The organism is Novosphingobium mathurense (assembly GCF_900168325.1).
In the GTDB taxonomy this organism is placed as follows: Bacteria; Pseudomonadota; Alphaproteobacteria; order Sphingomonadales; family Sphingomonadaceae; genus Novosphingobium; species Novosphingobium mathurense.
The window spans coordinates 219,100-230,934 of record NZ_FVZE01000001.1 but is presented as its reverse complement, the minus strand read 5'-3'; the positions used below and the strand labels follow the sequence as shown (position 1 = coordinate 230,934).

9 protein-coding genes are annotated in these 11,835 nt (G+C 63.9%); 3 read left to right on the top strand and 6 right to left on the bottom strand.

Going from position 1 to position 11,835, the window contains the following annotated elements; translation table 11 throughout:
- Nucleotides 1-146 precede the first annotated feature (146 nt).
- The 6 genes from B5483_RS01165 to B5483_RS01140 form a co-directional block, all read right to left on the bottom strand.
- Nucleotides 147-1,751 (bottom strand): FAD-dependent oxidoreductase, encoded by a 1,605-nt coding sequence (locus tag B5483_RS01165; protein ID WP_079729231.1) that lies wholly within the window; start codon nucleotides 1,749-1,751, stop codon nucleotides 147-149.
- Entirely contained in the window at nucleotides 1,741-3,660 is a 1,920-nt protein-coding gene (asnB, locus tag B5483_RS01160) for an asparagine synthase (glutamine-hydrolyzing) (protein WP_079729230.1), read from the bottom strand. Before asnB ends, B5483_RS01165 begins: the two co-directional genes overlap by 11 nt.
- A 99-nt stretch (nucleotides 3,661-3,759) precedes the next feature.
- Nucleotides 3,760-4,200 (bottom strand): DUF2721 domain-containing protein, encoded by a 441-nt coding sequence (locus B5483_RS01155; RefSeq protein WP_054946769.1) that lies wholly within the window; start codon nucleotides 4,198-4,200, stop codon nucleotides 3,760-3,762.
- 24 nt (nucleotides 4,201-4,224) lie between these two features.
- The gene (locus B5483_RS01150; protein WP_079729229.1) at nucleotides 4,225-5,037 is read right to left on the bottom strand and encodes a class I mannose-6-phosphate isomerase; all 813 of its coding nucleotides are present in this window, start codon (nucleotides 5,035-5,037) and stop codon (nucleotides 4,225-4,227) included.
- 129 nt (nucleotides 5,038-5,166) lie between these two features.
- A complete protein-coding gene (locus B5483_RS01145; protein ID WP_079729228.1) occupies nucleotides 5,167-5,934 on the bottom strand; it encodes a TonB family protein in 768 nt (255 codons plus the stop codon).
- 16 nt (nucleotides 5,935-5,950) lie between these two features.
- Nucleotides 5,951-7,348, bottom strand: a complete 1,398-nt coding sequence (locus B5483_RS01140; protein ID WP_054946766.1) for a helix-turn-helix domain-containing protein — start codon at nucleotides 7,346-7,348, stop codon at nucleotides 5,951-5,953.
- A gap of 150 nt (nucleotides 7,349-7,498) precedes the next feature.
- On the opposite strand from B5483_RS01140, the gene B5483_RS01135 reads away from it, so the two are divergent.
- From B5483_RS01135 to B5483_RS01130, 3 genes are all read left to right on the top strand, one after another.
- Nucleotides 7,499-9,091 carry an isocitrate lyase gene (locus tag B5483_RS01135; RefSeq protein WP_054946765.1) on the top strand — a complete coding sequence of 531 codons (1,593 nt, stop codon included), beginning with the start codon at nucleotides 7,499-7,501 and terminating at the stop codon, nucleotides 9,089-9,091.
- A 139-nt stretch (nucleotides 9,092-9,230) separates the two neighbouring features.
- A complete protein-coding gene (locus tag B5483_RS23080; RefSeq protein ID WP_173364728.1) occupies nucleotides 9,231-9,404 on the top strand; it encodes a hypothetical protein in 174 nt (57 codons plus the stop codon).
- A 288-nt stretch (nucleotides 9,405-9,692) separates the two neighbouring features.
- Nucleotides 9,693-11,765, top strand: coding sequence for a putative bifunctional diguanylate cyclase/phosphodiesterase (locus tag B5483_RS01130; RefSeq protein WP_079729227.1), 2,073 nt, complete (start codon nucleotides 9,693-9,695; stop codon nucleotides 11,763-11,765).
- Nucleotides 11,766-11,835: the final 70 nt, after the last annotated feature.

Here is an 11,835-nt window from a genome sequence, read left to right as displayed (position 1 = left end):
CTTGTTACATCGCATCCTCGGGCCTGTGCTGCCCTATCCGGCAGTCATCGTTCAGGCCCTGCGCCCCGAATAAACCGATTCATCGCGGCTGCACACCACAATCTGGCCGGTAGCTCAGAAGGGTAGGCCCTTCCCGGCCCAAGCGATCACTTCGCCTGAAGCTGCCCGTCGAGCCGCTCAGCCAACCTGAGCGCGAGCGCCACCAGCGTGAACGTCGGATTGGCCCAACCCGCCGTTGCAAAAACCGAGCTGCCCGCAAGGTGCAGGTTCGCGACGCTATGAACCTTGCAATCGGCATCGACGACGCCCGTCGCCGGATCGTCGCTCATGCGGGCGCCGCCCATGTGGTGATATCCGGCGATCGGGTGGTTGCCGACAGTAGGATCGACCGGCCAGTCATTGGCAGCATCGCTGATCCACTCGCTCGGCGTCACCGACCCCCGCCCCATCCGCCGAAGCTCCTCACCAAAGACGCGGGCGAAGACGCGCGCCGTGTGCTTGTCGAGCGGATCGAGTTGCCAGTTGAGATCGGCCTGCCGTTCCCCCAACGCATTGCGGGTCTGCGACAGGACGATGCGGCTGTCCGGATTGGGCGCCTGCTCGCCGCGAATGATCATGTAGAGGCCGGTCATGCCGGTATTGGCCATCGCCGCCTCCACCCGCTCGCGCACCACCCGGTGGAACCATGCACGTAGTCCCCGGTAGATATGGTCCAGCTTTCGGCCGGTGCGGTCCGGATTGAGCGAATGCTTGATCGTACCGTAGAGCTTGTTGCCCAGCGCCACGCCCTTTTCCGGCGGGCGCTGCAGCTTGAAGGTGACGATCGAGTTCATCGCGCCCTCCGATTCCTGCAGGCCATCGGCCAGACGCAGTACCGGCGCCAAAGGCGGGCCGGACTTCATGAAGCGCTTCTGGTAGGCGGCCCAGAGGTCGAAGGGCCTGTCCGTCTCCACCTTGCCGATACGGCCGGTGGGATGCTCCATGAAGAAGCGGCCGAGCCGGTCGCGGCCATTGCCGATACCGCCAGCGCAGACATCGTCCGAAGCCAACATGAGCCGCACGTTCTCGATCGCGCCGCAGGCGAGGACATAGTGCTTCGCCTTGATCCTTGCCGACTGCCCGCCCAGCGTGCGCACCTCGACATGCTCGATCTCGGCACCATTGGCGCTCGCCTGCAGTTTCACCGCATTGGCGTGAAGCAGGATCATCAGGTTGGGCGCGTCGATCAGGTCCCGCGCCCGGCCCTGCGCAAAGCGCTCAGTCGCCTCGTCGAAGCGCCACAGGTCGGTCGCCAGCTTATCCGGACTGAACCCCTGGTCGGCAATGCCGCAAAGCCGGTAGGCGTCGCCCCATTCGAACGGTCCGATCTCGAAGATGTCCTGCGCGCGGCGGTAGTACGGCATGATGTCATCGCGGGTGATCGGCCAGCCCGAGTGTGGCACCCATGAGCGTTTGGCAAAGTCGATCTCGTCGAGCAGCGCGCAGCGGCCGCCCCAGATCGACACCGTGCCGCCGAAGAAGCGCAGGCGCGATTCTTCGAGGTCATAGTACTCGTGGCCGATGTTTTCGCCCTTGTAGAGGGCCTGAGTCTTCTCCTCGAAGTCCATGCCGCCGCTCTCGGCCAGGCACACCCGGTGCCCTGCCCGCATCAGTTCGCGCGCGATGGTGACGCCGGCGGCGCCGGCTCCGATCACGCAGACGTCGAACTGGCGGTCGGCGGCTTCGAGGTTCCTGACAAGGTCAACGAGCATCGAAAGTCTGGTCCCACCAGCAGGAGAACATGGCGATCGCGTGGAGGATGCGACCGTGATTGGCGAGGCCCGCGGCATGCTCGGCAAACAGCTTCTCAACCGCGTCCTGCCGCAGGTAACCGCTCCGCGAGGCGCCGCTTGATATCCAGGCTTCCTGCGCGAAGCTGGCGAAGCCGCCGCTGAACCACTCGGCGAAGGGCAACTGGAAACCCAGCTTTCGCTCATCGAGCGCGCCGGGGAACAGCCAGGGTTCGACAGCCTTTCTAAGGGCATACTTGCCGACCTTGCCGCGCAACTTCATGTTGCGCGGCATCGTCAGCGCCCAGTCGACCAGCTTGTGGCTGAGGAACGGCACGCGCGCCTCCAGCGAATGAGCCATCGATCCACGGTCCGTGCGGTTAAGCAAGGAAGACGGCATGTGGACCGTCAGGTCCGCCAGCATGAACTGCGCCAGCGGATCGAGATCGCGTGCGCCCGGCCAGCCGAAATACTCCCTCTCAAGATCGGCGAAAGGATGATCGCCTTCCTGCCGCGCATGAAAACCCTGTTCGTACAGTTCCTCGCGCACCCACGGCGTCGAGATCTGCGTGCCCTGAAAGAAGCGCTGGTAATTGCTTTCCAGCATCGCCGACTGCCGGAACCGGCGCACATTCTGCCGCAGGTAGTTGAGCCGCTTACCTCCCATGCCGGGCATGCGGTCCACCGCGCCCAGAACCGGTTCGAGCATGCGCAGGAAAGGCCCGGTCCGCGCCGCGGCAAGCGCGGTGCGCTGGCGCTTGTAGCCTGCGAAGATCTCGTCCGATCCCTCACCGCACAGCACGACCTTCACATGTTCGGCCGCCAGTTTCGAAAGATGCCAGACCGGAACCGCCGCCGTCGCCGCGCAGGGTTCGTCATGGCTGCGCTGCACTTCCGGCAACATGACGCCGGCGTCCTGCGGTTCGAGCGGCAAGGTGATGTGCTCGCAGCCCAAGTGCTTCGCAATTCGGGTAGCCGCCTCGGTCTCGTCGATGGAAGTGCCGGGAAAGCCCATGGTGAAGGCCTTGACCGGAGCCGTCGCATGGCGAGCCATCGCCGCAACGATCGCGCTGGAATCGACGCCGCCGGACAGGAACGCACCGACCGTGACGTCGGCCAGCATGTGCCGCTTCGTGGTCTCGGAGACCCAACGCTGCGTCTCCTCGATCCACTCCGCCTCGGAAAGGCCCGCGCGCTCCTTGAACTGCGGGCGCCAGAACTGGCGAATCTCGGGATCGCCTTCGGGCCCGATGTGCAGGACATGACCGGGCGGCAAAGTCCTCACCTCGCGCCAGATCGAACGCGGCTTCTGGACGTGCCCGAACATGAAGAAGTCATGGACGCCGCGTTCGTCGATGGAGAAATCGAGCGAGCCGCCGTCAGGCGACGTCATCGCCCGCAGCGTGCGGATCTCCGAGCCGAAGGCGATGCCCCCCTGCTGCAGCGTGTAGTAGACCGGCTTGATGCCAAGGGGATCGCGGGCAAGGACGAGGCGGCGTTCCCTGACATCCCAGATGGCCAGACCGTACATGCCTTCGAGCATCGGCCAGACATCGTCGCCCCAACGCACGTAGGCGGCCAGTACCGTCTCTGTGTCGCTGTGCGTCGAGAAGATCCAACCCCAGGCCTCAAGTTCCTCGCGCAAGTCCGGGAAGTTGTAGACTTCACCATTGAAGACGATCGCCCAGCGTCCATCCGCCGAGTAAATCGGCTGATGCCCGCCTTCGAGGTCGACAATGGAAAGGCGGCGATGGCCAAGACCGATGTCGCCGTCGAGGTGAATGCCCCAGTCGTCAGGCCCGCGATGGACGATCGTGTTGCAGGCCCGCACGATTGCATCGCGCGGCACCGACTTACCGCCGCGCCTGTACCAGCCGGTAATCCCGCACATTCTCGCCCCGCCTATGCCGCCAAGCTTGTGCCTGCCGGGTTACAGCAGGAGGCATCCGAGAGGAAGGCCCTGCCCACTCCGCGACCAAAGGGGACCGGTTCAGATCTCGCGATCGAGTTCCAGATAATCGCGCGGGATGCGCAACGCTTCGGCAGCGACTTGCGTCTCGCGCAGGAACAGGATCAACGCGTAGAGCAGGAGCACGACCGAGACCAGAAATGTCGCTGCGGCAAGGACATGCAGGTCGAAGCTCGCAAGCCCTTCGAGGAAAAGCACCGCAACCGTCGAGCCAATGGCAAGACCCGAGAGCACCATGATGCGAATGGCCTGCGTGATGATCGTGATGCGCTTGTCGATGATCCGGATTTCCCGGACGACCATGTCGTGCTCGGGCCCCTCGGTCTCCATGTGCATCGTCTGCAGGATGCGCGCGCGGTCGACTACCCGGCCCAGCCGGGTCGAGAGAATGTTGAGGATATTGCCGATGGCGACAAGTACGAAGACCGGCGTCAATGCCAACTGGATGGTCTGGACGATCATGCCCGTCCTTATTGCATCGAGGCGTCAGTCTGCACAGCCGCGCGCGAGAAGACAAACGCAATCTTGTGCAAATCCGATAGCTTCGAATGCGGGTGCCAGCGCACATTCCCCGGGCGATACCGACTGGCCAGAGACCGTGACCGAGCCTTCGCGCGGAATGACCAGCAAGGCGCCAGGATAGCGATCCGCCGCGGCGTCATCGGGCAAGCCTGCAACCTGATCCAGCAGGAACAACGGCCCGTCGACCAGCACCTGCGACCTGTCGGAAGCGACCTTGCTGCTCCACCTCATCGCGTAGGGTTCGCCCCGCGCGACGGCCATGCCTTCTTCGAGATGGAGTTCGCGCGGACGCCCATAGTCGAACAGGCGGTAGGTGATATCGCTGTTCTGCTGCACCTCGATCAGGCTGACGCCCGCGCCGATGGCGTGGACCGTGTTGGCGGGAATGTAGAAGAAATCACCCGGCGAAACCTCGTGCCAGACCATCAGGTCCTCGATCGAGCCGTCCAGTGCGGCAACCCGCAGTTCGTCCTCGGTCAGGTCCTTGCGGAAGCCAATGCCAAGGGTCGCGCCGGGTTCCGTTGCCAGAACCAGCCAGCACTCTTCCTTGCCCTGTCGGCCGATCCCCTCTGCCAGCGTCTGCGCATCGTTGGGGTGGACCTGCACCGAGAGCTTTTCGCTGGTAAAGATGTACTTCACGAGGAGCGAGGGCAGTTCGGCGGGCGGTTCAAACCAGATTTCGCCGATGCGCTTGCCTTGCGGCGCAACGAATGGCGCGGGAAGTTCGTCGCGCCCCCAAGGCTTTTCCACCTGACGGATCGGCAAAACCGCGCTCACGTCAGTGCTCCGCGCTTCGGCGTGCCACTACCAGCGCTGCGAGCGCCGCCACCGCCATTCGGGATCGAGGTGAGTCCAGCGGACATGAGATTGAACCTAAGCCATTTTTGCAGAAAAGAACGTGGAATTTCAGGAGGTACGCCCGAATTCCCACCGGATTACACGAGAGTCGCGATAAAACCAACGCTGCCTCCATCCATAAACAGCCTCGACCGGATGTCCGGACGCATCCTGTGCCGGACGAAAGCGAAAGCGCTCGGTCGCAAGGCTGCAGGTGATCTGACCGGCGCTCGGGTCCGGGCTCTGCTGGACGACACGGCAGCCCTTCACCCGGCCATCGGCGCCGACTGTCAGTGCGACGATGACTTCGCTGCCGATGCGAAGATCGCGACTGTCGCGCGGGTAGTCCTTCGCCGAGTTGATATCGCCCCTGATCTTGACCGGCGGGGTGACGGCGCCGCCGCCCTGCCCCGATCCACCGTCACCCGATCCGGTCCCGCGACCTTCGCCCGACGCACCCGTCGCCTCGCCTTCGTCGCGCGCGCCCGAAGCGTTCTCGTCGCCCTTGCCCGCCACGGGCGGCGCCTGTGTCGGCTTGATCGCGATGGGCGCTTTCGGAGCGGCCGTCTCGCGCGGCTTGGCCTTCTTGCCCGGCGGCGCGGCTGCGCCTTCCTCCTCAGATGGCGAGGATGCGACCGGCGGCGTCTCCGTCGGCCTGGGCAGCGGCGCCTCGACCGACACCGTGAACGCCTGGGTCACGCCATCCAGCACAGTCGCGGCGAACTGCGGCGTGAAGGCCCGAACCAGCGCGGCAATCGCTATGAGGTGCAGGACGGCGACGATTGCCACGACGCCCAGCCGCGTCTTTCGCTCCGGCTTGAGATCGGCCTTGCTCATCCTCGCCCTTTTAGACTCAGCTTTCCGCGAAGGAATAGGGCTGGGCCGCGCGGCGGTAATCGTCGGCAAGGATGTCCCGGCCGATTGGCGGAACCGCTCGCGCCACGCATTCGGCGCGGTGGCACAGCCGACAGGTCACCCCGATCGGCGTACTGGGAGCCTCGTTCGGTGCCACGCCGGCAGCATAGACGAGGCGCCCGGCCTCTTCCGCTGCACAGGCCAGCGCCACCGCGCGCATAACCTGCGGGCGACCGTAGCGCCCCCTGCCCGATGTAACGGTGCGCGCGATCGAAAAGAAGCGCTGGCCGTCCGGCAGTTCGAGCCACTGCGTCTGGATCTCGCCGGGGCGCCGGAAGACCTGGTGCACGTTCCACAAGGGGCATCCGCCCCCGTGTGCCGCGAAGGGAAATCCCGCGCCATCGAGCCGCTTGGAGACATTGCCCGCTTCGTCGACGCGAATGAAGAAGAACGGCACCCGTTCCTCTCCGGGCCGGTGCATGGTGGTGAGGCGGTGCGCCACCTGCTCGAAACTCGCACCGAACAGACCGCCCAGCGCCGCGATGTCGTACTTGCGCGCCTCTACCGCCCGCGCAAACTTGCGGTAGGGCATGACGATCGCCGCCGCGCCGTATCCCGCCAGCGCCCGACGCACGAGCGTCGCGGTCGTGTTGCTGGCAAATTCCTGCTCGCGCACGATCTGCATGATCGTACTGCGCATGGCCGTATGCGCGATGTGCGTGGCCAGCTGGAACGTCCGGCTCGCCCCATCGAGCGAATCGTCGATCAGCAGTTGCTGGTTGTGGCGGTCGAAGCGGCGCATCGCATCCATCAGCACATCGGAAGGCAGGAAACGCACGCGCACGCCCTTTGTGCCGAGCCACTTTTCCATCCCGCCGGCCTTGTCGATCTCTCCGGCCAATTCTTCGGCCTGCGTATCGAGCGCGTGGTAGTAGTTGCGCGAATTGGCAAAGAAGCGCTGCGCTTCACGCACCGGATCGCTGTCCTGTCGACCCGGCCCTGCGTCGCGCTGCTCGGCCAGGGCCTGCTGCTCGCGCGTATAGGCCCCGTGAAGCCGCAGAAGCGCCTCGGCCACGCCCGGGAAGCTCATCGCCAGGTCAGACACCTCGAGCGACGGCAGATCTATGTCGTCGAACACCGGATCGCGCAGCACATCGCCCAACCGCCGCGCATAGTCCGCGCCGTCCTCGCTCGCGAGATCGCCGATTTCGAGACGGTAGGTCCGCGCCAGACGCAACAACATGTCTGCCGTGACCGGCCGCTGGTTACGTTCGAGCAGCGCGATGTAGCTGGGCGAGATTTCCAGATCGTCGGCCATCGCCTGCTGTGTCAGACCCAGTTCGCGTCGCAGGCGGCGCAGCCTTGGACCAAGGTATAAGGGACGATTTTCAGCCATAAGTTCAATTATTGTCAGGTCTGTACAACTTTACAACGAAAATCTGTAAAGTTTTACAACGACACTTCGCGGACCGTTTTCCGCCGCGCAATTCTTGCCTAGCTCAGACCCATCGAACGGCAACACCATTGCTCACGGGAACAGCGAATCATGACCTACCAGCAGAAGATCATCGAGGCGGGCCGCACCATCGGCACAGAGCCCACCTGGAACGGTATCGAACCCGAATCGGTTGCTCGCATGCGCCTGCAGAACCGCTTCAACACCGGCCTCGACATCGCCCGCTACACCGCGCGCATCATGCGCGAGGACATGGCCGCCTATGACGCCGATCCCGCGAACTACACCCAGTCGCTGGGCTGCTGGCACGGCTTCATCGGTCAGCAGAAGATGATTTCCATCAAGAAGCACTTCGGTTCGACCAAGCGCCGCTACCTTTACCTCTCGGGCTGGATGGTTGCCGCGCTGCGCAGCGAGTTCGGCCCGCTGCCCGACCAGTCGATGCACGAGAAGACCTCGGTCCCGGCCCTCATCGAGGAACTCTACACCTTCCTCAAGCAGGCCGATGCGCGTGAACTGGGCATGATGTTCCGCGAACTCGACAAGGCCCGCAACACCGGAGACGAGATGGAGGCCAGGCGTCTTGAAACCGCGATCGACAACTACGAAACGCACGTCGTTCCGATCATCGCCGACATCGATGCCGGCTTCGGCAACGCGGAGGCCACCTACCTCCTCGCCAAGAAGTTCATCGAGGCAGGCGCCTGCTGCATCCAGATCGAAAACCAGGTCTCGGACGAAAAGCAGTGCGGCCACCAGGACGGCAAGGTCACCGTTCCGCACGAGGACTTCATCGCGAAGATCCGCGCGGTTCGCTACGCCTTCATGGAACTGGGCGTTGACGAAGGCGTCATCGTTGCCCGCACCGACTCGCTCGGCGCTGGTCTGACCAAGCAAATCGCCTTCGTTCGCGAAGCCGGCGATATCGGCGACCAGTACAATGCGTTCCTCGATTGCGAGGAGGTCGATGCAGCTACGCTTGGCCACGGTGACGTCCTGATCAGCCGCGACGGCAAGCTCATGCGCCCCAAGCGCCTGCCGAGCAACCTCTACCAGTTCCGTCCCGGAACCGGCGAGGACCGCTGCGTCCTGGACTGCATCCAGTCGCTGCAGAACGGTGCCGACCTGCTCTGGATCGAGACCGAAAAGCCGCACATCGGCCAGATCGGCGGCATGGTTTCGCGCATCCGCGAAGTCATGCCGAATGCCAAGCTGGTCTATAACAACTCGCCGAGCTTCAACTGGACGCTCAACTTCCGCCAGCAGGTCTTCGACGCCTGGAACGCGGAAGGGCGCGACGTTTCGGCCTATAACCGGGCGAAGCTGATGAGTGTCGACTACGACGGCACCGATCTGGCGGCAGAAGCCGATGAGCGCATCCGCACCTTCCAGAAGGACGCGGCGCGCGAGGCGGGCATCTTCCACCACCTGATCACCCTGCCGACGTATCACACCGCGGCCCTGTCGACCGACAACCTGGCCAGGGAATACTTCGGCGAGGCGGGCATGCTCGGCTACGTCAAGGGCGTCCAGCGCCAGGAAATCCGCCAGGGTATCGCCTGCGTCAAGCACCAGAACATGGCCGGCTCTGACATCGGCGACGACCACAAGGAATACTTCGCCGGTGAAGCGGCCCTCAAGGCCGGTGGCGAGCACAACACGATGAACCAGTTCGCCGCCTGAGGCGATCACCCCGATCTTCCTTGTGGCCGGGGAAGCCTCCTCCCCGGCCACAAGGGACCCAGGTTCGCTGCACAGGGCAGTGAAGCAACGAGTTCGCGGGCCCGTCCGCACCCACGAGCGACATGAAAGGAGTACAGTGATGACTACTACCACCACTTGCGAACCGGCTCGCTCGCGCGCCGTGCTTTCGACCCAGGACTTCCAGCTACTGCAGGAAGCGGTCCTGTTCTATCTCCGGGCTCACGAGGACGATCCGATCTCCTCGAAGTACTCCAACCTCTATCACCGTCTGAGCAGCGCAGCCCGCCGCTGAGATGCAGCAAAGGCACGGCGCCCCGAAGCACCGGCCGAATCACCGAATTGTTTTCCTGGGGAGGAAAGCTTGGCCCGTCGCCCCCCGTGCGACGGGCCATTTCTTTTGCGTTGAATGACTTGTGCAGGAAAAGTGCCGTAATTCCTCCGATCTGGCGCACTTCCGATGCGAAACCGCCGATCCGGCCTGCCAATTCCTGCCTTCTTGTTGTTATGATGAGAAAATTAACCTCTGGAAGATAGCGTTCCCGGCACTGGGGTCGTGCAAGGGACTGTGGGGGTTTACCAAGTGCAAAGCGGCGAACCTGCCCAAGAGCAGGTACAGTCTTCGCTGGAGCATGCGCTGCAGGCGGCTTCGCTTGCGGAACGACGCCTGCGTGAAGCGATCGAGGTCTTGCCGGAGGGGATCGTCTTCCTCGACGCGGAAGGCCGATACGTCCTGTGGAACCGCCAGTACGCGGAAATCTATTCGCGCTCCGCAGACCTGCTCGAACCCGGCGTGAGGTTGGAGGACACCCTGCGCATCGGCGTCGAGCGCGGCGATTATCCCGAGGCCACCGGCCGCGAGGAGGAATGGCTCTCGCACCGCCTGTCCCTGCTGCACAAGCCCGGCATCCGCCACGAGCAACGCCTCTCCAACGGTCGCTGCATCATGATCGAGGAGCGCAAGACAGGCGATGGCGGGACCATCGGCATCCGCGTCGACATCACCGAACTCAAGCAGAAGGAAGAGACCTTCCGCCTGCTCTTCGAACGCAACCCCATCGCCACGCTGGTATGCGATCTGAACAGCGGCCAGATCCGCTCGGCAAACGAGACGGCCTGCGCCTTCTTCGGCTATGAGTCGCACGAGATGGCAGGGATGCCGATTGCCGCCCTCTTCCCACCCGCCACCCGCGCAGAGGCGGAAGCGATGCTGGCGGCCGACTGCCCGGACACCAACGATTGCTGGCAGATGGTCCGGCGCGACGGCGAGGCGGCGGAAGCGGTCATCTCCACCCGCCTGTCGCAGATGGAGGGCTATGCAGCCACGATCGTCTCGATCTTCGACGTCACCGAACGCCGCCGCATCGAGCAGCGCATGGCGCACATGGCCCGTCACGACGAACTGACCGGGCTTGCCAACCGCGCGCACTGCCGCGAGCACTTGCGCGATGCCCTGAACCGTACGCGGCGCGGCGAGACGGTATCCATCGCGCTTGTCGACCTCGACCACTTCAAGGCCGTCAACGACACATATGGTCATCAGTTCGGTGACCTGCTGCTCACCGAGGCAGCCATGCGCATGCGCGAACTGATCCCGCCCGATGCGCTGCTGTGCCGAATCGGCGGAGACGAATTCGCGGTGATCTTCCGCCGTTCCAGCCAGACGCAGACCGAACTGGTCGGCCGCTCCATCATTACCACGTTGTCGGAACCCTTCTATGTGAAGGGCAATATGATCCACATCGGCGCCACTATCGGCTTCGCCAGTTCACCGTATGACAGCAGCGATCCGGAAACCCTGCTGCGGTTCGCGGACCTGGCGCTCTATGCAGCGAAAGGCGAAAGGCGCGGAAGCTGCCGCAGCTTCGAGGCGCGCATGGACCATGCCGCGCAGGAAAAGAGCAGGCTGGAGAAGGACTTCCGCAAGGCCGTGCGCAACGGCGAACTCGATGTCTATTACCAGCCGCTGGTCAATCTCGAAACCGGCGCGATCGAATGCTATGAGGCGCTGGCGCGCTGGGACCACGCCGAGCGGGGCAGCGTCTCGCCCGACGTATTCATCCCCCTGGCAGAGGAGATGGGCCTGATCGACCAGGTCGGTCGCTTCGTGCTGCAGACCGCCTGCACCACGGCGATGCAATGGCCCGATCACGTGAAGCTGTCGGTCAACGTCTCGCCGTTGCAGTTCCGAAACGGCAACTTGCTGAGCACGGTCATCAACGCCCTGTCCGCTTCCGGCCTTCCCGCCGAACGGCTCGAGCTGGAAATTACCGAGGCTGTGCTGATGGAAAAGGGGCCCCGCCCTGCTGCCATCATCCGCAACCTGCGCGCCTTCGGCATCGGCATTTCGCTGGACGATTTCGGAACCGGCTATTCCTCTCTCAGCTACCTGCTCAATTACCCGTTCACCAAGATCAAGATCGACAAATCCTTCGTTCTCAGCCTGCACGAGGAGACCAATTCGCGCGCCGTGATCCGCGCCGTGATCGGGCTTGGCCGCAGCCTCGGGCTGTCGGTGGCCGCAGAAGGCATCGAGCGGGAAATCGTACGCGACTACTTGCGCAGCGAAGGTTGCGTACAGGGACAGGGCTTTCTCTTCGGCCGCGCCGAACCCGCCTGCGCCCTACCGGTTACCCGACAACGCGACGCGGCCTGAACTCCCTGCGCCAGTCCGGCGCAGGGGCTTTCGCCCTTGATTGGCTTGCAAATTTGGCAGAACGCATGGA

What these genes read in the sequence shown, in the direction of transcription:
- B5483_RS01135 (WP_054946765.1), top strand. Translation starts at nt 7,499, where the DNA reads ATGACCTACCAGCAGAAGATCATCGAGGCGGGCCGCACCATCGGCACA.
- B5483_RS01145 (WP_079729228.1), bottom strand. Translation starts at nt 5,934, where the DNA reads ATGAGCAAGGCCGATCTCAAGCCGGAGCGAAAGACGCGGCTGGGCGTC.
- B5483_RS23080 (WP_173364728.1), top strand. Translation starts at nt 9,231, where the DNA reads ATGACTACTACCACCACTTGCGAACCGGCTCGCTCGCGCGCCGTGCTT.
- asnB (WP_079729230.1), bottom strand. Translation starts at nt 3,660, where the DNA reads ATGTGCGGGATTACCGGCTGGTACAGGCGCGGCGGTAAGTCGGTGCCG.
- B5483_RS01140 (WP_054946766.1), bottom strand. Translation starts at nt 7,348, where the DNA reads ATGGCTGAAAATCGTCCCTTATACCTTGGTCCAAGGCTGCGCCGCCTG.
- B5483_RS01165 (WP_079729231.1), bottom strand. Translation starts at nt 1,751, where the DNA reads ATGCTCGTTGACCTTGTCAGGAACCTCGAAGCCGCCGACCGCCAGTTC.
- B5483_RS01155 (WP_054946769.1), bottom strand. Translation starts at nt 4,200, where the DNA reads ATGATCGTCCAGACCATCCAGTTGGCATTGACGCCGGTCTTCGTACTT.